Source organism: Streptomyces sp. NBC_00390, assembly GCF_036057275.1.
Taxonomy (GTDB): Bacteria; Actinomycetota; Actinomycetes; order Streptomycetales; family Streptomycetaceae; genus Streptomyces.
This window is the reverse complement of record NZ_CP107945.1, coordinates 1146692-1167584: the sequence shown is the minus strand read 5'-3', so window position 1 is coordinate 1167584 and position 20893 is coordinate 1146692. Positions and strand designations below refer to the sequence as shown.

The following is a 20893-nucleotide window of genomic DNA, read 5'->3' as shown; positions in this document are numbered from 1 at the left end:
TGAGTGACTCCCTCCAGACCTGCACAATCCGCCGCGCTGCCGTATCCGGCGGCGGTCGAGGCGGCTGGGCTGGATGTTCCAGATACTGCCCTGATCCTTGGCCCGGACACCCTGGGGCTGACCGGCGTGTTCCTACGCCGAGCGCGACACTGGTCCTGAGCGCGAGCCACTGTCGCGGTGCTCAGGTTGGGCGTGCGTCCTTGGCGGGCGGTGCCGCGGCCGTAAGGAGCTGTGACCATGTCCGACCTCCCAGGCGACCATCAGCAGAACCAGTTGGCGGAGCCCAAGGAGCGCAGCACAGCCGTGCTCGATGTGCGAGGTCTGAACTGGGCGTCGCAGCAGAGCACGGTCCAATCGGTGCTCGGCCGGCGGCCTGGCGTGGTGGATGTCGAGGTCAACCCTGTCGCGCAGGCGGCCACGGTCGTCTTCGACCCGCGGCAGACCTCGCTGGCCGAGCTACGGCGGTGGGTGACTGAGTGCGGCTATCACTGCGCGGGCCAAGTGGTGCCGTCCCATATCTGCGATCCCATGGTCGAGCCCGATCCGCCGGGACTTCTGTCCGCTGCCGCAGCGGTAAAGACAGAACCCGAGGCTCACCCGCTTCCCGAACCGCCGTCTGAGGCACCTGCGGCTTCGGAGGACCTACGGTCTCCGGACGAGATGATGGGCCACGGCGGCCATGGCGGCATGTCGATGGCGGCCATGGTCGCCGACATGCGCAACCGCTTTCTGGTGGCCGCGCTCTTCTCCGTCCCGATCGTGATCTGGTCGCCGATCGGTGAGGAGGTGTTCGGGCTGGAGGCGCCGGTGCCCTTCGGCCTGCGGCAGGACGTGTGGGCGCTGCTGCTGAGCCTCCCGGTGATCTTCTATTCGTGCACGATCTTCTTCAAAGGGGCGGTGCGGGCCCTGCGCGCCCGGACGCTCGACATGATGGTGCTCGTCGCGGTCGCCGTCGGGGCCGGATGGCTGTACTCCCTGGTCATCACCTTGAGCGGGGGCGGCGACGTCTTCTACGAGGCGGCCACGGTGCTGGCGTCGTTCGTGCTGCTCGGTCACTGGTTCGAGATGCGGGCCCGGGGCGGTGCCAACGACGCGATCCGCACCCTGCTCGATCTTGCTCCGCCGCGCGCGGTGGTGGTGCGTGGCGGTGAGCCCGTCGAGGTGCCGACCTCGGACGTCGCTGTCGGTGATCTGCTGCTGGTCCGTCCCGGTACGAAGATCGCCGCGGACGGGGTCGTGGAGGAGGGCGAGAGCGAGGTCGACGAGTCGACGGTGACCGGTGAGAGCCTGCCGGTTCACAAGTCCCCCGGTTCATCGGCGGTCGGCGCCACCCTCAACGCCAACGGCACGCTTCGGGTCCGCGCCACCCGGGTCGGCTCCGACACCGCGCTCGCCCAGATCGTCAAGCTGGTCCAGGAGGCGCAGAACTCCAAGGCGCCGGGCCAGCGGCTGGCTGACCGGGCCGCTTTCTGGCTGGTGCTCGTCGCCCTCGTCGGAGGTGCCCTGACCCTGGCGGTGTGGCTGTTCGCCACCGACCGGCCGTTCAGCGCCGCGATGCTGTTTGCGATCACGGTCGTGGTCATCACCTGCCCGGACGCGCTGGGGCTCGCCACCCCTACCGCGATCATGGTGGGTACGGGTCTGGGCGCCCGCCGCGGCGTCTTGTTCAAGAACGCGGCAGCCCTGGAGGCGTCCGCCGGCATCCAGACCGTCGTCATGGACAAGACCAGCACGCTCACCAAGGGGGAGCCCGAGGTGACGGAGGTGGTCACCGCGCCGGGAAAAGACGAGCGCGAAGTGCTGCGTCTGGTGGCGGCCGTGGAGCGCGAGTCCGAACACCCGCTGGCGGAAGCCGTCGTCCGGTACGCGCAGGCAAAAGGGGTTGCGGCGGCCGGTGCGCACCATTTCGAGAACGTTCCCGGTCACGGCGCCACCGCCGTCGTCGACGGCCACCGCATCACGGTCGGCAACCGCCGCCTGGCCCTGCGCGAGAGTGTTGACCTCGGCCCTCTCACCGCCCGCCGTGACGAACTGGCCGCAACGGGCCGCACCGTGATCATCGCGGCCGTCGACGCACGAGCGGCAGCGCTGATCGCCATCGCTGACGCACCCCGGGAGACCTCGGCCGCCGCCGTGTCCGAGCTCCACACCCTCGGCGTTCAGGTCGTCATGCTCACCGGAGACAACAAGGCCACGGCCGAGCGGATCGCCCATCAGCTGGGCATCGACACGGTCATCGCCGAGATCCTTCCCGGCGACAAGGCGGCCAAGGTCGCCGAACTGCAGCAGGAGGGCAGGAAGGTGGCCATGGTCGGGGACGGCGTCAACGACGCCCCAGCCCTCGCCCAGGCCGACCTCGGCATCGCCATCGGGGCCGGGACCGACGTCGCCATCGAGACGGCCGACGTCGTACTCATGCGCTCCGACCCTCTCGACGTGCCGACTGCCCTGCGCATCGGCCGAGGCACCCTGCGCAAGATGCGGCAGAACCTCGGCTGGGCCATCGGCTACAACGCCATCGCCCTTCCCATCGCCGCCGGCGTCTTCGAGCCCACCACAGGGCTCGTGCTTCGCCCGGAGATCGCGGCCCTGACCATGTCCGGCTCCAGCATCATCGTGGCCGTCAACGCACTCGCCCTCAAACGCCTCCGGCTCCCCCGGGAAGCGTCCAGCCGCCCACCGGTGGGGGCTGATCGGCCCACCAACCGGGAACCGTCCGGCCCCGGCCCACCGCCTTCCGCAGCAAGACAATGAAAGGGCCACAGCAACCACGGGTTGATCGAGAGCACCGATTCCGGCAAGACGTGGAGGACCCGCTCTTTCGCCGGGGAAGCCGACTTCCACTCCCTCGACTACGCTCACGGCACCATCTACAGGTACGACAGCACCAACGCCCTGCTACGCGTCAGCAAGGACGGAGCCACCTGGGTGGCCCGGGCCAGCCTTCAGGCACTGGACATCGCCGTCAGCCCCGACGATCCGGACACCGGGTTCGCCACCACCGCCGACGGCGTCGCCAAGAGCACCGACGGCGGACGCACCTTCGCCCCGGGGAAGCAGCCCATGATGGCTTTCCTGTCGTGGGTGACGCCCGAGGCGCTGTACGGAATCGACGACTCGGGCACACTCAGCCGCTGCACCGATGGCGGCTCCACATGGGCCAAGGCGGGCTCGGTGCCGGGCGGTCAGGCTCAGGCGCTCACTGCGGTCGACGACCAGCACATCCTGGCTGCCACCCAGAGCGGCGTCTACGAGTCGCGGGACGGCGGCAAGACCTCAAGCGGTTCGCGGTCGAGGCAGGAGACGGCCACTGATCACCACGCAGCGCTGAACGGCACACGGCGTAAGGCGAAAGTCGCGTCCGTGCCGCCCGCCGGACGTCCTCGAGCAGCTGCGGCTCACGTTCGTTAGCTTCATCAGCGGCGGAGGAGCAGCGCCCTTGTCGCCCGGCGGGTTTCTGGCGTTCGAGCATGCCTTCGCCCTGCCGGCGGCGGTGGCGCTGCATGAGCAGCTGGGCCGAGCACGCGTTGCCACCCGCATCACACAGCTGTCGACCCGGGTGAAACAAGGGCTGAGCCGCATCCCCGGGGTCACCGTGCACACCCCTGCCGACCCGGAACTGTCAGCGGGCATCACCTGATTCAGCGTGGCAGGCCACACCCGTCAGCAGGTCGTCGACCACGCCGCCACCCACCACGTGCGGCTGTCCACCTCGACCTACAACCGCATCGGCACCGCCGTCATCAACACTCCAGCAGAGATCGACACCGCACTCAACAGCCTGGCTGACCTCAGCCGCTGAAAACCGCCGGGCCCCGACCTTCGACGATCTCCGTTGCCTAGGTGCAGGGCCGGCCCACGAACCTCCGTAGCCGACCACCGCCAGAGCGGCCCCGCAAAGGCCGACTTGAGGACCCAGGACAAGTCAGGTTGAGCTCGGCCACCGCCATGCCGACGATGATCCAGCGGATCATGGGCGATGACCGCGTCGGCCCAGCCACCGCCCTCGACGGCCGCCCGCAGCAGATACAGGACCGCGGGCACCACGACTGCGGCTTCGAGGCGGCGATGACCGCCGGAGACCCTGCACGCAGCCGGTACAGCGGCAGCACGCGTGACCGGAACCGCCCCGCCGACCGACTGGACCGCCCCGTCTCCGTGACGGTAGTCCGCGAGGGCGGCAGCCATGGGCGGCGACTGGACCTCCACGAACAAGCGGTCGTCCGGTCGTCCTCGATTCGAGGCATCTGCCCGTTGAGGTGTCGAGTTCGTCGCTCTCCTTCGCCGACCGCCTACGGGCAAAGGGGCCCCGATGATGGGACCCGTACCATGGGCCTCGTGTCCTTTGCCGCGCAGCCGACGAGCCGCCGTGCCGGGCGCGTATTCGCGCTCTTGGTGATGGCGGTGCTGGCTGGTGTGCTGGGCATGCACGCGCTGGTTCCCGGCGGTGCGCCCGGGGCGCAGGCTGCCTCCGGTCACGACATGGTGACCCATCACTCACCGGCGGTACCTGAAGCGAGCCCGGGATGCTCGCACACCGACGGCGGGACGAATCACCTCGACCACGCGGACTCGACCTGCGCGGCGGCCGGTATCGGTTCTCCGTACGCGCCGCCCGCGTTGCCCGTCGCAGTGGAAGTCGTGCAGGCCGCCACTGCGCTGAACCGCATCGACGAGACGGGCGTGACCAGCCGGGCGCCGCCTGACCTGTCCGAACTGCAACTTCTGCGGATCTAGAGCGGCCCGCACGGCACCCTATGGCCCCAGACCTTCCTGGGATCGGAGCTGTGCCTGTGCATGCCCTCATTCCGTCAATCCGTGCGCCCTGCCGTGGGCTGCGCGTCAAGGAGTTGCACGACCATGAGCAAGAACCGTTCCCTCATCCGCCGTAGCGCCGCCACGATCGCTGCTGGTGCGGCCGTGCTCGTACTGGCCGCTTGTGGCGGTAGCAGCGACAACTCACCAGGTCACGACGGCCGCACCACCGCCTCCCCGTCCGGCGCGACCTCCGCGGCACAGGGGCAGCACGCCGCTGCAGACGTCGCGTTCGCCAAGGGGATGATCCCGCACCACCGGCAGGCAGTGGACATGGCCGACCTCGCCGCCCCCCGTGCTCAGTCGGCCGAGGTGAAGAAGCTCGCCGCGGACATCAAGAAGGCACAGGACCCGGAGATCCAGACACTGTCCGGGTGGCTGACGTCGTGGGGCGAAGAAGTGCCCGCCGAGGGAGCCATGGACCACTCCATGCACGGCATGGAAGGGATGATGAGCGCCGACGAGATGCAGAAGCTGCACCAAGCCTCGGGCAAGGCCTTCGACACGGCCTTCATGCAGATGATGATCAAGCACCACGAAGGTGCGGTCGCCATGGCCAAGACCGAACAGGCCGGTGGCGCCTACGAGCCCGCCAAGAAGATGGCCGGCGACATCACCACCTCCCAGACCGCGGAGATCACCCAGATGAAGAAGCTGCTCGGCCAGGGCTGACCGGGCGGGGGCGGGCGCCCTGCGGCGCCCGCCCTGCGTACCCAGAATGCACCCCGGTCTGGGCCCAGAGCGTCTGACGGCGCAGCAGCGCCCGCCTCCCGGGTGTGGTGCCGATCGCAGGGTCTCCGGATACGGGGGCGTGTGAGGTCCCAAACTGAGAGAGGGATCGGGAATACCCCTGGGGGGTATCAGGTTATGGTGGTGCGAGGAGACGGGCGGGCCCGTCGACTCCGGAACGCACAGATCGATGAGTGAGGAAGAAGCCATGACATCCCAGGCGAACACCGGTTCCTGCTGCGGCACCAGCTCCTGCGCCTCGGGCGCCACCGTGGACGTCCAGACCGCGGGCGTCGTTACCGTCTACAAGGTGTCCGGCATGACCTGCGGCCACTGCGAAGGCGCCGTGTCCCGGGAGATCTCCGCCCTCGACGGAGTGACCTCGGTCAAGGCCGTCGCTGCCACTGGGGAGGTGACAGTCAACTCCGCCACTCCTCTCGACGACGATGCCGTCCGGGCGGCCATAGACGAGGCGGGCTACGAGCTCGTCAGCCGGGTCTGAACCACCTGTCACAGGCACTTCGCCCGGTCCACCCCGGACGTACCGCTCCGCTGATACGGACGCCGTACGCCCGGACTTCCCCAGGAGAGACGCACATGACCAGCACGGCCCCTGAACCAGCGGCGACGTCCGCGACCCAGGTGGAGCTCTCCATAGGCGGCATGACCTGCGCCTCGTGCGCAGCGCGCATCGAGAAGAAGCTCAACCGCATGGACGGCGTCACGGCGACGGTGAACTTCGCGACGGAGAAGGCGAAGGTCTCCTACGGCGACGGCGTCCGGGTCGACGACCTGATCGCCACCGTGGAGGCGACCGGTTACACGGCCGAGGAACCTGCGCCGCCCGCGCGTGAGGAGGAGGCTGCCGGTGCGGCGGCCGCGCCCCCGGCGACCGACGCCGACCTGCACGCGCTGCGGCACCGTCTGCTCGTTTCCGTGGCCCTGTCCGTGCCGGTCGTTCTGATGGCCATGATCCCGGCGCTGCAGTTCGACAACTGGCAGTGGCTGTCGCTGACGCTCGCTGCGCCCGTCGTCGTCTGGGGCGCGTACCCGTTCCACAAGGCTGCCTGGACGAACGCCCGGCACGGTGCGGCCACCATGGACACTCTGGTGTCCATCGGGACGCTGGCCGCCCTGGGCTGGTCGGTCTGGGCCCTGTTCTTCGGCCACGCCGGCATGACGGGGATGCGCCACGGATTCGATCTCACCGTCTCCCGCACCGACGGCTCGTCCTCCATCTACCTGGAGGCCGCGGCCGGCGTGACCGCCTTCATCCTCGCCGGGCGCTATCTCGAGGCGAAGTCCAAGCGCAAGGCGGGCGCGGCACTGCGCGCGCTGATGGAGCTGGGCGCCAAGGACGTCTCGGTGCTTCGCGGCGGCAAGGAAGTGCGCATACCGGTCGCGGAGCTCGCCGTCGGTGACCGCTTCGTCCTCCGCCCCGGCGAGAAGGTCGCCACTGACGGAACGGTCGTCGTAGGAGCCTCGGCCGTCGATGCGTCCATGCTCACGGGTGAGTCCGTGCCCGTGGACGTCACTGTGGGCGACCCGGTCACCGGAGCAACCGTCAACGCCGGTGGGCGACTGGTCGTCGAGGCGACCAGGGTCGGCGCGGACACCCAGCTGGCCCGCATGGCCAAACTCGTCGAGGACGCCCAGAACGGCAAGGCCGAGGTGCAGCGGCTCGCGGACCGTATCTCAGCAGTGTTCGTCCCTGCGGTGATCGTCATCGCGTTGGGCACGCTGCTGACCTGGCTCCTCGTCACAGGTGACGCAACCGCCGCGTTCACGGCGGCCGTCGCCGTGCTGATCATCGCCTGCCCCTGTGCGCTCGGCCTCGCGACGCCGACCGCCCTCATGGTGGGAACCGGCCGCGGCGCCCAGCTCGGCATCCTGATCAAGGGCCCGGAGGTATTGGAGTCCACCCGCCGCGTCGACACCGTGGTCCTGGACAAGACCGGCACCGTCACCACCGGCCGCATGGAGCTGCACGACGTCGTCGCAGCGCCCGAAGTGGACGAGGCCGAACTGCTCACGCTGGCGGGCTCGCTGGAACACGCTTCCGAGCACCCGGTCGCCCAGGCGATCTCTGTGGGGGCCGTCGCCCGGGTCGGGCGGCTGCCGGTTCCCGAGAGCTTCGAGAACGTCCCCGGCCTCGGCGTCCAGGGCGTCGTCGACGGCCACGCCGTACTCGTCGGGCGGGAAAAGCTCTTGAAGGAATGGGCCATCAAGCTCCCCCGGGAGCTTGCCGAGGCGAAGGCCGCCGCGGAGGCCGAGGGACGCACCGCCGTGGCCGTGGCCTGGGACGGCGAGGCGCGTGGTGTGCTGACGGTGGCCGACGCCGTCAAGGAGACCAGTGCCGAAGCGGTGGCGCAGATGCGGCGCCTCGGGCTGAACCCGGTTCTCCTGACGGGCGACAACCAGGCCGTCGCCGAGTCCGTCGCCCGCTCGGTCGGTATCGACGAGGTGATCGCCGAGGTCCTCCCGGAGGACAAGGTCGAGGTCGTCAAGCGGCTTCAGGGCGACGGGCGCACCGTCGCGATGGTCGGTGACGGCGTCAACGACGCCGCCGCGCTCGCCACCGCCGACCTGGGACTGGCGATGGGCACGGGCACGGACGCGGCCATCGAGGCCGGCGACCTGACCCTGGTGCGCGGTGACCTCCGCGTGGCCGCCGACGCGATCCGCCTGTCCCGCAAGACCCTGACCACCATCAAGGGCAACCTGTTCTGGGCGTTCGGTTACAACGTGGCCGCCCTGCCGCTCGCCGCCGCCGGCATGCTGAACCCGATGATCGCCGGAGCCGCCATGGCGTTCTCGTCCGTCTTCGTGGTCACCAACAGCCTCCGGCTGCGCTCCTTCAAGTAAGAAGCCGAGAACCTACGGCTCCCGGTCCGCTGGACCGGGAGCCGACGCGTCTGTGGGCCACCCACCAGCTGCTCACGCGGCCTGGCGCTCTCGGACACTCTGCGCACGCTGACGACGGCGGCCGTACCGGGTCATCCTGCGCGGCTTGAACACCGACAGCCCGGCGGCCGTGAGCAAAGCCACGGTGGCCGCGACAGCGCTGGGCGCGCAACCAGACCCGGTGGGATGTCATCAATGACGGCTTCAACCAGCCGCTCCTCAAGGCGGCTGAGGTCGGTGACCGGGACCATGTTGTGGACATCGGCTGCGGAGTCGGCCAGACCACCGGGCTGGCCGCCGACCGGGCCCGCAACGGCCGGGCCTGGGCGTGGACCTGTCGGAGCCCATGCTGGAACAAGCTCGCGCGAGCGCGCGGCACGAGGGGCTGGCCAACGTGCCGTTCAGTCAAGGGGACGCTCAGGTCTACCCCTTCACGCCTGCCGAGTTCGACGTGGCTCTCAGCCGCTACGGCGTCATGTTCTTCGCCGACCCCGTCGCTGCTTTCACCAACATCGGACGGGCACTGCGTCCCGGTGGCCGCGCGGCGTTCATCTGCGCGTCGGAACCTGAGGGAAACGAGTGGATCCAGGCCTTTGACGCGCTGCGTGGCATCTTGCCGGTCGGGGACTTCGGCAAGCCGGGAGCGCCGGGAATGTTCTCACTCGCGGACCGCGATCGCCCGCTCAGCATCCTGGCTGCCGCCGGCTTCGAGGGTGCTGAAGCCGTGCGCGTGGAGGCGGCTGGGAACTGGGGGCGGGACGCAGAGGACGCGGCAGCGTTCATGCTGAACTCGGGTCCGGGACGCCACATGCTCGCCCGGGCGGGAACGGAGCTGCAGGAGCTCGCTTCCCGCACCCTGACCGACGTATTGCGTGCCCACGAAGCGGACGACGCCGTATGGCTGCGCAGTGTCGCGTGGCTGGTCACCGCCAGCCGCCCTGGGGACCGCCGGGCATGAGCGAGAACCGACTCAATGCGGTGGCTCCAGTGAAATCGGGTCGCCTCAACAGCGAACGGATCTTGGTGGTCGGCGGATACGGAGCCGTCGGTGCGACGGTGACGACCGTGCTCGGCGAGTGGTTTCCCGGCCGGGTGGTTGTCGGGGGACGCAGCGAGGCCAGGGCCCGGCAGGGTGGCGTACGCATCGATGTCACCGATCCGACCGGATTCCGGCAGACGCTGGAAGGGCTGGGCGACGTGGCCGTGGTGGTGCTGTGCGTCGAGCCACCCGACAGTGGCGTGGCGCGTACCTGCCTGGAACGCGGCATCCATCTGGTCGACATCGGCGCCACCTGGGGGCTGCTGGAGGGCGTGGCCGCCCTGCACGACCTCGCGGTCCGTGCCCGAGCGACAGCGGTGCTCAGTGTCGGTGTCGCCCCGGGGCTGACCAACCTCCTCGCCCGCCGGGCGCACGAAGCCGTCCAGGGCGCGGAGCGGATCGACCTCACGGTGCGCTGGGCAGTGGCGAGCGGCACGGTCTGGACGCTGTTCGCTGGACGGTCGAGGGCCTGACCGAACCGCCGGTCGACCGCCCGGAGCGGACCATGCTGCCCGGATACGGGCTGCGTACGGCCCACGCGTTCCCGTTCTCCGACCAGCACACGCTGCCCCGAACACTCGGAGTGGGGCAGGTGACCACCCGTCTGTGCCTGGACTCGCGGGTGTTGAGCTCAGCGCTCTTCGGGCTGCGGCGTGCCGGGCTGCTGCGGGCCGCTCGTCGACCGGGTGTGCAACGGGCTCTGACCAGCATCTTCAGCCGGGCCCACGTGGGTGGCGACGGATTCGCCATCCGAGCCGACGCCTGGCGCGGCGATCACCACGCGGCGTATGCGCTCACCGGACGAGAGCAAAGCCGTGTCACCGGACTCGTCGCAGCGCACGTCACCCGGGAATTGCTCACCGGCACCCCGCCCGCCGGCGTCCATCACATCGAGCAGCTCCCCGCCCTGGCCTCGCTCCCCGAGGCGCTGACGCCCCACGGCGTCTCCCTCCGGCACCTGTGAGGCCTGAAACGCCCTCAGAGAGGGTGGCAGTTGAACCGCTCGAACTACTCGGCTTCGTGAGCGGCTTCTGAGCTGCTTGGCTACCCGGCGGCGCTGTCTCTCTGTATCACCGTTGACCCATGAATGATCACTTGATCAGAAGGGCCGGTCTCGTTGCCACGTGCATCAGGTACTCCAGCGGCCCGCGCCGGAAGAACCTCGTCCAGATGAGCGCCAGCAGCATGGCAGCGAGCGCGAAGCCCACGTAGACCGGCAGGGCAGCGGAGCCGGGCAGGTCGTCGGTGCCGAGCGCCTTGATGGCGAGGATGTGGCCGACGTACGCGGTGAGGGCTATCGAGCCGACCGCAGCGACGGGAGCGGCCGGCCGCCGTATGCGTGGCGAGCGGTCCATGGCGATGAAACAGACGGCCAGCACGGCCAGTGCCACGCCGGTGTTGGCCAGGATGGACCACGTCGTCTGGCTGTGCGGCGCGGCAACAAGCAGCCAGGCCGGTACTCCGGTGTCGGGGTCCTCGCCGACGGCATCGGACCACCAGGCGGATGCCGCCGCCTCGGTCCCCGTGGCCTCGTTCACAGCCGCCTGCGCACCGGGGACGAAATGCAGCGCCAGCCAGGAGGTGCCGTAGCCGAACACGGCCAGCGCCCCACCGGCCAGAGCCACCCTGCCCACGACCTCAGGACGGGTGAAGTCCAGCTTGGCCACCGCCATGCCGGTGACAATGAACGGCAGCCACGTCAGGACCGGGTACGGGCCCGTGACGAACAACTCGGAGAACCCGTCGGAGTCGGTGATCCGGGCCAGCGGGTCGTATTCGATCATCGTGTCGGCCCAGCTTCCCCCGTCGGCCGCGGCACGGAGCAGATACAGAACCTGCGGCATGACGAGCGCCGCCGTCGCGGCAACGACCGCCAGAGTTCCCGCTCGCAGCCGGTACAGCGGAAGGGCGAGGACGAAGAGCATCCCGTAGTAGGAAAGGATCACGTCGACGTCGGTGTCGAGAGCCGTCAGGGCATATCCCAGCGCGATCAGGATGACGGAGCGGATCAGCACGATCGCGACGGCCTGCCGTCCCGGGCGACCGGTCCGCGGTTCAGGTCGTCCGGTGACGATGACCAGGGAGAAGCCCGCGAGCAGGGCGAACAGGGTTGCGGACCGGCCGCGCGCAGCCTCCATCAGCCACCCCAGCAGTCCACCCTCCGACGGTTCTGGGCCGACGTGCGCCGCAAACATCCCCAGGATGGCCAGGCCGCGCGCCAGATCGAGTGCAATCAGGCGCCCTGCCGACGACGTACGGGGCAGGCCGCCCGCTACAGCAGACGCTGCTGCCTCGGGTGACGCGGCAGGTGCTGCCTCACATCCCATATTTTCCAGCATCGGGGAAAGAGACCGGTCGCAACCATCCGCCAGGTGACTGGTACGGCCCCCGCCGACCGGTGGCCGGCGACCTGGGCCCGATGCCTCTCGGGTGCCCAGACAATCGCCGATTCACGGCTTACCGACGCTGACATCCTCCGGCACCGTCGACACCGAGCGCCCATGTCGGGCCTCATGCTCGCGGTGTTGCCAGGCTGATGATGAGGTTCCCAGCCCGCCACAGGAACGCCTGGCCGCGCGCCGTTGCGGTGAGAGGATGGGTGCGTTCGATGATCGTGAAGCCGGCCACGCGCTCGATCCTGCGGAGGCTGTGTCTGAGGCTCCGGGCTCCGAGAGCTCGTTCAGCCGCCGCCAGGCTCGGAAGACCCGGAAGTGCAACGATCAGCCGGAGCTGGTCCAGTCCGTTGGCGGAGACCAGAACCCGGTGGAGGTCTGGTGCCAGTGGTTGGGGAAGTGAGGCAAGCTGCGCGGGGAGCGGGCGATCGAAGTCCGTCCAGGCACAGATGCCCCCATGCTCTGCCATGCGCCGCAGCTCTCGGACAGAAAGTCCGCACTCCTTCGATATGCCACGGAGCGTCCTGTTTCGGACGGTGCACTGTTCTACGAGCCAGGCTCGCGTGACCTTTACGGGACGGTCGGGCGGAGGCTCTAGGAGGCCGGCATGGGCGAGGGCGCTGACGATCGTGGTGTTGCTGCAGCCGATGCGCTCGGCGATTCGCTGGTAGGACAGCCCCTGATCGAAATACAGGTGCTCGAGCCGCTCCGGTGACAGGTCCCCCGTGCGCGGAATGAGGCGTCCTCTCGCGCGTTGTGGCAGTCGTCGCTCGGGTGCCGTCATGCCGCTCAGATCGGCGAAGAGCCGGACGTGTTCTGCGGTCATGCCGAGTGCGGCTGCCGTTTTCGCCGGGGTCTTGTGGGTCGTGATGCTGTTGTGGAAGCAGGTGCGCTCGACAGCGTCTGGTTCCCCTCCAGGCCAGGGCACGTCCGTGACCCACTGACTGGGCGGCTCCCACTGCACCGGTTCGCTGATGCCGTGCTCGGCGAGGTTGGCCTGAGCCCGGTCCAGCAGAAAGCTGCGTAGCCAGGTGGGGAGCGTGAAGACGAACTTACGGTACTCGTGGACGTACTTGACGCTGCCGTCGACGGGGTGGTTGCCGGTGGCAGCTCTGAGGAGATGCAGCAGGTAGGCCCGTATGTGACGCTCCCGGCCCGGGCCCGGTCTCCAGCCGTGTTCCCTGAACAGGCGTTCGTAGGCGCGGCGTTCGATGCGGAGAGTGTCAAGGGTGAGGAGCCGGCGTCGGCGCGCGTAGTCGATCAGACTGCCACGCGGAGACAGGCCAGCCAGGCGGGCCCGGGTGAGCTGCTCGGGCTGGATGCGGCCTGGGCCGTTGACCTCCTGCAGCCACCCCGGCAGGCGCGTGGGCGAGTACTGGCGGTCATCGCCCTCGAACGGCTCGGCGCCGTCGGCGGTCCTCAACGGCTCTTCCCAATGTCGGCGTAGTAGTCTCCGTGAAGTCCGCCAACCGCAGCTGCCGGACCGGCACTTCACGTACCGAAGCGTTCTCGTACCGGATCGACGCCGTCGGAACCTTGCCCGTACGGCGGGCGCTGTCCGCGCTCCGTCCTGCCCTGCCGGCAACCGTACGACGGACGAGCAAGGCAGCCCGAGCGAAGCACGAAAAGGCCTCTAACGGGATCGCTACTGAACGTAGCCATTGTCAACGAGACCACGGATTTGCTAATCCGCTGCTAATCATTCGCCTTCATTGCTAACGAAGTCGCGGATCCTAGATCCCCGCAGGGCGTCGACCCGCCGCTGGACCACGAGGACAACGACTGGCCGTCCGACCATGCGGCGGTGATCACCACGTTCGTGCTGGGCACGGCCGGCGAGGAGTGATCGCCGATTTCCACAGGGGCCTCGATATTCGCTGGGCCGCACGGCACCGCCCGCCTACCATCGGTGCCATGACCTGGCGACATTGATCCACCAGCCGTGCCACCCGAGGGCCGCCTCGGACGCCGTTCGTCCGACGTCCGAATCGCCCCTGCGGGAAGGCATCATGACTCTCTCACCTGCGTGTGCGCCCGGCGCCGGCAACACCGGAAGCACCGGTGTCCGGCAGCTGACGGCCACGCTCTACGGCTACGCGTTCCTTGACGACTTCGTGCTGCTCTACCCGGTGTACGCGCTGCTGTTCAGCGACACCGGTCTGTCGATCGGGCAGATCTCCTCGCTGTTCGCCCTGTGGTCGATCACCGGGATCCTGCTGGAAGTCCCCTCTGGCGCCTGGGCCGATGCTGTCTCCCGGCGGCTGCTGCTGTGGCTGGGCCCGCTGCTCACCGCCGCCGGCTTCGCCCTGTGGGTGATTGTGCCGTCGTACTGGGCCTTCGCGCTCGGCTTCGTGCTCTGGGGGGTGCGCGGCGCGCTCGGCTCCGGTGCGCTGGAAGCACTGGTGTACGACGAGCTCGACCGGTTGGGAGCTGCCGACCGGTACGCGCGTGTCATCGGCCGGGCCCAGGCGGTCGGGATGGTCGCCGTGATGGCGGCGACGGGACTGGCCGGTCCGGTGCTCGACTTCGGCGGCTACCCGGCCGTGGGCGCGGCGAGCGTGCTGGTCTGTGTGCTGACCTCGGTGGTGGCGACCCGGTTCCCTGAGCATCGGGAAGAGGTGTCTCACGGTGATGACCGGGTCTCTACCCTCACCACCCTGCGGGCCGGGCTCGTCGAGGTCCGCAGGGACCGGTCCGTACGCAGGGCGCTGCTGCTCGTTCCGGCCGTCGGTGCGGTGTGGGGTGCGCTCGACGAGTACACGCCGCTGCTGGTCTGGGACACCGGTGTGGCCCAGCAGACGATTCCGTATCTGCTGCTGGTGATCTGGGTGGGCCCCGCGATCGGCAGCCTGCTGACCGGGGCGGGGGAGCGGCTGAGCACGACGGGGCTCGGAGTGGTGCTTGCGGGCTCGGCGTTCGCCCTGGCCGCGGGTTCGCTGATGGGCACTCCGGCCGGCATCGGTCTTGTCGCGGTCGCCTTCGGTGGCTTCCAGTTGGTCAACGTCCTTGCTGACGCGCGGCTCCAGGACCGGATCGAGGGGACCCGCCGGGCGACTCTGACCTCCGTCGCGAGCATGGGGACCGAGCTGGCCACGGTTGGGGTGTTCGCCGCGTACGCCTCGGTCGGTGCGTCGTACGCGCACGGGATCGCGTTCGCTGTGTTCGCGGTGCCGTATCTGGTGACGGCGCTCGTGTTGGTGCGGAGGGCCGCCTGACGAGCTCGTGCATGGTTGGCGGTCGTGCGTCACGCCCGTGATCGTCCTGAAGAGCCTGAAAATCGCGATCGGGATGCTCACCGGACTATTGTGCCGTTCACACTCCGACCCTTTCCGCCGTCCCGTCGCCCTCGACCCGCCCACCGGGGGCCGGCCCGGCGTCGTGGCCGCCATGACGTACAGACCGGGCGGCATCGCGACCAACGCCTGCGGCCCGGGCGAGGTGCTGTTCCGGAACTGCCGTGAGAATGGGGTCGTGCACCGGCTGACCGAGCCCCGGTCGCCGACGGCCGCAGGGAAGATCGAGCGGTTCCACCTGACCCTGCGGTGTGAACTCCTCGACGGCTGCGAGCCGTTCACGGAAGTTGCGTCGCGCCAGTACGCTCCGGCGATGGACCCATACTTGCCGATGTGATTACCCGCTACTTCGCCCATCAGAGCTGCGAGCCCGACGACGAACTCACCGCCGACGAGGCCGCGCGCCGGACCCACCACGTGCGGCGGATCGACGCCGGGGCCGGGTCGATTGTCGAGCGGATCCGCGAGGGCGCGATCCACGAGGTGGTCTACGACGGTGTCGAGCCGGCCGGGCACGCCGCGCGCTACGGTGCGGTCCCGTACCAGGTGGTGTGCACGACCCGAACCGCGACCGGCCGGGTGATCGAGCGCGGCTACCACCGCGCCGACGGCACCCTGACCGCGCGGGCCCGCACCGAGATCGATCTCGACGGCCGGCCCCAGGTCGAGGAGCACTTCGACGGCGCCGGGGCGCCGACCACGCGCGACGTCTATGCCTGGCACGGCGAGCGGCTTCGCCAGGTGGTCACCCACCAGCCCGACGGGCGCAGCCACGTGACCTACCGGTCCGACGACGACGGTGACGACGACGCCCCGGTCGCCGCAATGCGCGTGCCTGCGGTGCGCACGGTGCCGTGCCGGCCGTGTGACCGCACCGGCATCTGCGCGACCTGCCGCGGCACCGGCGTCTCGTGCGATCTGCCAGGGGTCGCGTCGGCCGACGGCCGCTGCCGCTCGTGCAAGGGGAGCGGGCGCTGCAACCAGTGCAAAAGCCAGGGACGCTGGCACCCGGTCGGCCCGCCTCGGTCGGCGCGCGAGGGTGCCGACCCCGGCTTCGCGCTGTGCTACGAGTGTCACGGAACCCGTGGTTGCGCGTTGTGCGAGGGCACCACCTTCGACGACGATGCCCTGCCCTGCAGGGCCTGCGACTACGGCACCTGCAGCACCTGCGAGGGCGAGGGCCAGGTCGCGGCCGCGCTTGGTACGACCTCGGCGCTGCGCACGATCACCTTCGAGCAGGGCCACCCGACCGCGGCCGACGCCCCGTGGGGCCGGCAGATCCTGACCTTGGCGACCGACGGCACGCTCGGCTACCAGCAGCAGGTCAAGGGCGAGGTCCGCAGCGTGCGCGGCCGGGTCGATCCCACGCGGATCGAGGGGCTGCTGCTGGCGCTCGCCCGCACCGGCTTTCCGGCCGCGCCCCAGCAGACGTTCCTGCCCGGCGCGTCGGTGATCACGCTCGTGGTGGAGCCCGGTGGCCGCGTGGTGATCGACCACTTCGTCGCGCTCGAGCTCGACGGCTACCGCGAGGTGATCCGCGCGCTCGGCGATCTCAACACCGCGCTGCGCAGCCGCGCCGAGGCGGCGCTCACGGCCTGGCGCTTCACGCCGCGCGCGTGAGGCTCACCCGCACTGTCGCCGGCCAGGGGCGGACAGGGCGGCGGCGAAGTCGTCCAGGGCCGCGAAGTTGTGGGCGCTGACGACGGCGTCGCAGTAGCGCAACGCGGCGGCCATGCCGCCGACGAGCGGACGGTTTGGGGAGTGGGACGCCGGCTGCCGCTTCGACTTCCCCGCCTTCGTCGGCCGCCGCGAGCCGTGCGGGCGCCTGCAGGAGGTGGCGTATCGCATCCGGCAGACGCGCGACGAGCCGGGCGAGCCGGTCACGCGGATCGTCCCGCGCGCGCTGATGATTCCGCCCGGCTTCCCGGACTTCATGTCCCGTACCCGCGTGGTACGCCCCGGCCCGCTCGTACTGGAGGGCCGTGCGTGGTCCGGGCACGCGCCGGTGACCGCGGTCGAGGTGAGCACCGACGACGGCCGGTCCTGGAACGCCGCCGAGCTCGACCCCGCGCAGGGGCGGCACCCCTGGGCATGGCGGCGCCGGCACACGGTGTGGAGTGCGGCGCCGGGACGTCATGTGCTCAGTGCACGCGCCACCGACGCGGCGGGCAACACCCAGCCGCTGGCGGACCCTTGGAACCGCGGCGGATTCGCCAACAACATGGTCCAGCGGATCGATGTGCTCTGCGCTCGCACGCCGGACGCGTAGAGACGGATACGGTCCGGAGACCGTGGCAACCCGCGTACCGCACGGTCGCGCCGCCGCCGAGGTGGTGGTCCACGGGCACCGGCCCGCCCTCTCGCGGCACGGCATCGCGGCGACGAGCAGCGCGAACGCGGCGAGGGCGAGCAGGGTGCGCAGCAGGTGGAGCCGGTTCCACCGGGATTCGAACGCCCTGCACACCTGATGCATCTCGCCGCCATGCCCAAGCAGGCCGGAGGCATCCCGGCGCACGGCAACCAGCGCTCCGAGTGGGACGCTGCCGGTTCGACCACCCGAACCCCGAACACCGGTGAGCGAGCGGCGGGCGTCAGGCCGGCAGGAGGTCCTTACGGACCTGTGACGGCCCGGCGCGGGTCAGGGGCGGACAGTGATCCGCACCGTAGCGTCGGTGACATGCGAGTACTCATCACTGGGGGAGCGGGCTTCATCGGTACGCACGTCGTGGACGTGCTCACCACGCGGGGCCACGATCCGGCCGTCCTCGATGCCCTGCTCCCCTCGGTCCACCCCGGTTCCCCGCCGACGGCCGCCGGCGCCGACTGGATCCAGGGGGACATCAGGGACCGCGAAGTCGTCAGGCGGGCGCTGCGAGGCGTGGACGCGGTGTGCCATCAGGCGGCGATGGTCGGCCTCGGCAAGGACTTCGCCGATGCGCCGGAGTACGTTGCCTGCAACGACCTGGGCACGGCCGTGCTGCTCTCGGCGATGGCGGAGGCCGGGGTCCGCGATCTGGTGCTGGCCTCTTCGATGGTGGTGTACGGCGAGGGCCGCTACGACTGCCCGGTCCATGGGCGGGTGCGGCCCGGCCCACGGCCGGTGGTCGCCCTGGAGGCGGGTCGGTTCGAGCCCGAGTGCCCTGTCTGTGGGCAGGAGTTGGTGCCCGGTCCGGTGGACGAGGACGCCCCGGTCGACCCGCGCAATGTCTACGCGACGACGAAGCTCGCCCAGGAGCACCTGGCTGCGGCCTGGGCACGGACGACGGGCGGCCGGGCCGTCGCGCTGCGCTACCACAATGTGTACGGTCCGGGGATGCCTCGCGACACTCCGTACGCGGGGGTGGCCTCCTTCTTCCGCTCGGCGCTGGAGCGCGGCGAGGCGCCGCGGGTCTTCGAGGACGGGCGCCAGCGGCGGGACTTCGTCCATGTGCGGGATGTGGCATACGCCAACGCCGTGGCCTTGGAGGCGGTGGGCGGCCGTGCGTCCGGCGTGCTGACCGCTTACAACGCGGGCAGTGGAACTCCGCACACGGTCGGGGAGATGGCGGCCGAGCTGGCTGCCGCGCACGGCGGTCCGGCGCCTGTGGTGACGGGGGAGTTCCGGCTCGGCGACGTACGCCACATCACCGCCGACTCGCGCCGCCTGAAGGCCGAGCTGGGCTGGCAGCCGGAGGTCGCCTTCGCGACAGGCATGGCGGAGTTCGCGACGGCAGGTCTGAGGGGTGCCGTCGCGTGAGCGTGACCGTGGATGTGGTCCTGCCCTGTCTGGACGAGGCGGCGGCGCTCCCCTGGGTCCTGGAACGGATTCCGGTCGGCTGGCGGGCGGTCGTCGTCGACAACGGCTCCACCGACGGGTCCGCGGAGCTTGCACGGTCACTGGGCGCGACGGTGGTGCACGAGCAGCGGCGCGGCTTCGGCGCCGCCTGCCACGCGGGTCTGCTGGCCGCCGAGGCGGAGTACGTCTGCTTCTGCGACTGCGACGCGTCGCTGGATCCGGGGCTGCTGCCGGACTTCGTGCGACGCCTCGCCGACGGCGAGGCGGACTTGGTCCTGGGCCGGCGACGGCCGCAGGCACGCGGCGCCTGGCCCCTGCACGCCCGCGCCGGAAATCTGGTGCTGGCGCACATGCTGCGCCGCCGCACCGGGCTGTCCCTGCGGGACCTCGGCCCGATGCGGGCGGCGCGCCGCAAGGACCTGCTGGGCCTCGGCCTCACGGACCGGCGCAGCGGCTATCCGCTGCAGATGGTCGTCCGGGCAGCCGACGCGGGCTGGCGGGTGACCGAGCTGGACGTGCCGTATCTGACCAGGACCGGCAGGTCCAAGGTGACCGGGACCTGGCGGGGCACGTGGCAGACGGTCCACGACATGCGGGCGGTGCTGGCGGAGACGCCCTTGAAGGAGACGGCATGACCACGCTGCTCGTCATCGCGAAGGAACCCGTGCCGGGACGGGTCAAGACACGGCTCACCCCCTGGTACACGCCCGAGCAGGCCGCCGTGCTGGCCGAGGCGGCACTGACCGACACGCTGGAGGCGGTACGAGCCACCGCCGCGGCGCGGCACGTCCTGGTGCTCGACGGAGTACCGGGCGCCTGGCTGCCGGCCGGAATCGACGTCGTACCGCAGGCCGGGGGCGGCCTGGACGCGCGGCTCGCCGCCGCGTTCGCGGCCTGCTCCGGGCCTGCCCTGCTGATCGGCATGGACACCCCGCAGGTGACACCCGCACTTCTCACCCACGGTCTGGAACTCACCAGGCGCGGGGCCGTGATCGGGCCTGCCGAGGATGGGGGCTTCTGGGCGCTGGGCCTGGCCGAGCCCGATCCCGGGCTGCTGCTCGGGGTCCCGATGTCCGTGCCGGAGACCGGGGCCGTACAGCGGCGGCGACTGGTCGAGGCGGGGCTGACGGTGCGGGATCTTCCCCAGCTGCGGGACGTCGACACACCCGACGACGTCCGTCTGGTGGCCGCCCGAACGCCGGGCAGCCGCTTCGCCGCGGCAGTGGAGCGGCTGACCGGGGCGGGGGCTCGTTGACGACGACGGTTCCCACGGGAACGCCGCCTGCCACGGCGTGGCGGGCCGACCCGTACACCGACGCCCTGCGCACCGGGCGCGGTCCGCTGTTCCTGCGCCGCGCCGACGGCTGGATGCTGCCGCTGGAGGTCGAGCGCTGGTGCGCTGACCCGGACGAAGCCGACCTCACCGTGCTGGAACACTGCCGGGGGCCGGTCCTGGACATCGGCTGCGGCCCCGGCCGGCTCGTGGCCGCGCTGGCCGGGCTGGGCCGGCCGACCCTGGGAGTCGACGTCAGCCCGGCAGCGGTCGCGCGCACCGTCGGCTCGGGCGGCAGCGCGCTGTGCCGGTCGGTCTTCGATCCGCTGCCGAGGGAGGGCAGTTGGGGTACGGCGCTGCTCATCGACGGCAACATCGGGATCGGCGGCGACCCCCGTGCCCTGCTGTCCCGGGTCGCCCAACTCGTCGCCCCGAACGGCCTGCTGATAGCCGAGGCGGCCCCGGTGGACGTCGACGAGCGTGTGGAGGTCCGTGTTGTGGACGGCGAGGGGACCCTCGGAGTGGCTTTCCCCTGGGCACGGTTGGGCCTGCGCGCGCTCCTCGTCTGCGCCACTGAGACAGGCTGGAGCCACGCAGTGCCGTGGACGGTCGCCGGGCGCACCTTCGCGGCCCTGTCCCGCGGGTGACCGAACGCCGAAGCCGTACCCACGG

Annotated in this window: 20 protein-coding genes and 2 pseudogenes; 20 read left to right on the top strand and 2 right to left on the bottom strand. The window is 70.4% G+C overall.

Annotation, left to right across the window (positions count from 1 at the left end):
• Positions 1–237 precede the first annotated feature (237 nt).
• From OHS70_RS04950 to OHS70_RS04900, 11 genes are all read left to right on the top strand, one after another.
• Positions 238–2754 carry a heavy metal translocating P-type ATPase gene (locus tag OHS70_RS04950; protein ID WP_328394045.1) on the top strand — a complete coding sequence of 839 codons (2517 nt, stop codon included), beginning with the start codon at positions 238–240 and terminating at the stop codon, positions 2752–2754.
• Between the two features lie 21 nt (positions 2755–2775).
• Positions 2776–3411, top strand: coding sequence for a WD40/YVTN/BNR-like repeat-containing protein (locus tag OHS70_RS04945; protein ID WP_328394043.1), 636 nt, complete (start codon positions 2776–2778; stop codon positions 3409–3411).
• Between the two features lie 28 nt (positions 3412–3439).
• Positions 3440–3640: a hypothetical protein gene (locus OHS70_RS04940; protein WP_328394041.1), complete on the top strand. Its 201-nt coding sequence runs from the start codon at positions 3440–3442 to the stop codon at positions 3638–3640.
• A gap of 6 nt (positions 3641–3646) precedes the next feature.
• Entirely contained in the window at positions 3647–3802 is a 156-nt protein-coding gene (locus OHS70_RS04935) for a hypothetical protein (protein ID WP_328394039.1), read from the top strand.
• A gap of 527 nt (positions 3803–4329) precedes the next feature.
• Positions 4330–4737: a DUF6153 family protein gene (locus OHS70_RS39000; RefSeq protein ID WP_443062730.1), complete on the top strand. Its 408-nt coding sequence runs from the start codon at positions 4330–4332 to the stop codon at positions 4735–4737.
• Positions 4738–4860: 123 nt separating this feature from the next.
• Entirely contained in the window at positions 4861–5487 is a 627-nt protein-coding gene (locus OHS70_RS04925; RefSeq protein WP_328394035.1) for a DUF305 domain-containing protein, read from the top strand.
• A gap of 265 nt (positions 5488–5752) precedes the next feature.
• On the top strand, positions 5753–6046 hold the full coding sequence (locus OHS70_RS04920; RefSeq protein ID WP_328394033.1) for a heavy-metal-associated domain-containing protein: 294 nt from the start codon (positions 5753–5755) through the stop codon (positions 6044–6046).
• 95 nt (positions 6047–6141) lie between these two features.
• Entirely contained in the window at positions 6142–8409 is a 2268-nt protein-coding gene (locus OHS70_RS04915) for a heavy metal translocating P-type ATPase (RefSeq protein WP_328394031.1), read from the top strand.
• A gap of 385 nt (positions 8410–8794) precedes the next feature.
• The gene (locus OHS70_RS04910; protein ID WP_328394029.1) at positions 8795–9406 is read left to right on the top strand and encodes a class I SAM-dependent methyltransferase; all 612 of its coding nucleotides are present in this window, start codon (positions 8795–8797) and stop codon (positions 9404–9406) included.
• Positions 9403–9960 (top strand): saccharopine dehydrogenase NADP-binding domain-containing protein, encoded by a 558-nt coding sequence (locus tag OHS70_RS04905; protein WP_328394027.1) that lies wholly within the window; start codon positions 9403–9405, stop codon positions 9958–9960. Before OHS70_RS04910 ends, OHS70_RS04905 begins: the two co-directional genes overlap by 4 nt.
• Before the next feature lie 32 nt (positions 9961–9992).
• Positions 9993–10451, top strand: coding sequence for a hypothetical protein (locus OHS70_RS04900; protein ID WP_328394025.1), 459 nt, complete (start codon positions 9993–9995; stop codon positions 10449–10451).
• Between the two features lie 127 nt (positions 10452–10578).
• On the opposite strand, the gene OHS70_RS04895 is transcribed toward OHS70_RS04900, so the two are convergent.
• Both OHS70_RS04895 and OHS70_RS04890 read right to left on the bottom strand, forming a co-directional pair.
• Positions 10579–11826, bottom strand: coding sequence for a DUF418 domain-containing protein (locus tag OHS70_RS04895; protein WP_443062563.1), 1248 nt, complete (start codon positions 11824–11826; stop codon positions 10579–10581).
• A gap of 172 nt (positions 11827–11998) precedes the next feature.
• Positions 11999–13303, bottom strand: a complete 1305-nt coding sequence (locus tag OHS70_RS04890; RefSeq protein ID WP_328394021.1) for a hypothetical protein — start codon at positions 13301–13303, stop codon at positions 11999–12001.
• 586 nt (positions 13304–13889) lie between these two features.
• Here OHS70_RS04890 and OHS70_RS04885 point away from each other — a divergent pair.
• From OHS70_RS04885 to OHS70_RS04845, 9 genes and pseudogenes are all read left to right on the top strand, one after another.
• A complete protein-coding gene (locus OHS70_RS04885; RefSeq protein WP_328394019.1) occupies positions 13890–15095 on the top strand; it encodes an MFS transporter in 1206 nt (401 codons plus the stop codon).
• 214 nt (positions 15096–15309) lie between these two features.
• Positions 15310–15474 (top strand): annotated as a pseudogene (locus tag OHS70_RS04880) (IS481 family transposase); the annotation flags it as partial.
• Between the two features lie 32 nt (positions 15475–15506).
• Positions 15507–16793, top strand: a complete 1287-nt coding sequence (locus OHS70_RS04875) for a hypothetical protein (RefSeq protein ID WP_328394017.1) — start codon at positions 15507–15509, stop codon at positions 16791–16793.
• A gap of 199 nt (positions 16794–16992) precedes the next feature.
• A pseudogene (locus OHS70_RS04870) lies at positions 16993–17442 on the top strand (sulfite oxidase); the annotation flags it as partial.
• A gap of 22 nt (positions 17443–17464) precedes the next feature.
• Entirely contained in the window at positions 17465–17641 is a 177-nt protein-coding gene (locus OHS70_RS04865) for a hypothetical protein (RefSeq protein ID WP_328394015.1), read from the top strand.
• A 209-nt stretch (positions 17642–17850) separates the two neighbouring features.
• Positions 17851–18909 carry an NAD-dependent epimerase/dehydratase family protein gene (locus OHS70_RS04860; protein WP_328394013.1) on the top strand — a complete coding sequence of 353 codons (1059 nt, stop codon included), beginning with the start codon at positions 17851–17853 and terminating at the stop codon, positions 18907–18909.
• Positions 18906–19583, top strand: a complete 678-nt coding sequence (locus OHS70_RS04855) for a glycosyltransferase family 2 protein (RefSeq protein WP_328394011.1) — start codon at positions 18906–18908, stop codon at positions 19581–19583. Before OHS70_RS04860 ends, OHS70_RS04855 begins: the two co-directional genes overlap by 4 nt.
• Complete coding sequence (locus OHS70_RS04850; protein WP_328394009.1) at positions 19580–20203, top strand: TIGR04282 family arsenosugar biosynthesis glycosyltransferase; 624 nt, start codon at positions 19580–19582, stop codon at positions 20201–20203. Before OHS70_RS04855 ends, OHS70_RS04850 begins: the two co-directional genes overlap by 4 nt.
• Positions 20200–20868 carry a methyltransferase domain-containing protein gene (locus OHS70_RS04845; RefSeq protein WP_328394007.1) on the top strand — a complete coding sequence of 223 codons (669 nt, stop codon included), beginning with the start codon at positions 20200–20202 and terminating at the stop codon, positions 20866–20868. The genes OHS70_RS04850 and OHS70_RS04845 overlap by 4 nt, the downstream gene beginning before the upstream one ends.
• Positions 20869–20893: the final 25 nt, after the last annotated feature.

Excerpts from the sequence above, each read along its gene's own strand:
- OHS70_RS04860 (WP_328394013.1), top strand. The coding sequence starts at position 17,851 with ATGCGAGTACTCATCACTGGGGGAGCGGGCTTCATCGGTACGCACGTC.
- OHS70_RS39000 (WP_443062730.1), top strand. The coding sequence starts at position 4,330 with ATGGGCCTCGTGTCCTTTGCCGCGCAGCCGACGAGCCGCCGTGCCGGG.
- OHS70_RS04925 (WP_328394035.1), top strand. The coding sequence starts at position 4,861 with ATGAGCAAGAACCGTTCCCTCATCCGCCGTAGCGCCGCCACGATCGCT.
- OHS70_RS04885 (WP_328394019.1), top strand. The coding sequence starts at position 13,890 with ATGACTCTCTCACCTGCGTGTGCGCCCGGCGCCGGCAACACCGGAAGC.
- OHS70_RS04950 (WP_328394045.1), top strand. The coding sequence starts at position 238 with ATGTCCGACCTCCCAGGCGACCATCAGCAGAACCAGTTGGCGGAGCCC.
- OHS70_RS04915 (WP_328394031.1), top strand. The coding sequence starts at position 6,142 with ATGACCAGCACGGCCCCTGAACCAGCGGCGACGTCCGCGACCCAGGTG.
- OHS70_RS04850 (WP_328394009.1), top strand. The coding sequence starts at position 19,580 with ATGACCACGCTGCTCGTCATCGCGAAGGAACCCGTGCCGGGACGGGTC.
- OHS70_RS04900 (WP_328394025.1), top strand. The coding sequence starts at position 9,993 with ATGCTGCCCGGATACGGGCTGCGTACGGCCCACGCGTTCCCGTTCTCC.
- OHS70_RS04895 (WP_443062563.1), bottom strand. The coding sequence starts at position 11,826 with ATGCTGGAAAATATGGGATGTGAGGCAGCACCTGCCGCGTCACCCGAG.
- OHS70_RS04910 (WP_328394029.1), top strand. The coding sequence starts at position 8,795 with ATGCTGGAACAAGCTCGCGCGAGCGCGCGGCACGAGGGGCTGGCCAAC.
- OHS70_RS04920 (WP_328394033.1), top strand. The coding sequence starts at position 5,753 with ATGACATCCCAGGCGAACACCGGTTCCTGCTGCGGCACCAGCTCCTGC.
- OHS70_RS04905 (WP_328394027.1), top strand. The coding sequence starts at position 9,403 with ATGAGCGAGAACCGACTCAATGCGGTGGCTCCAGTGAAATCGGGTCGC.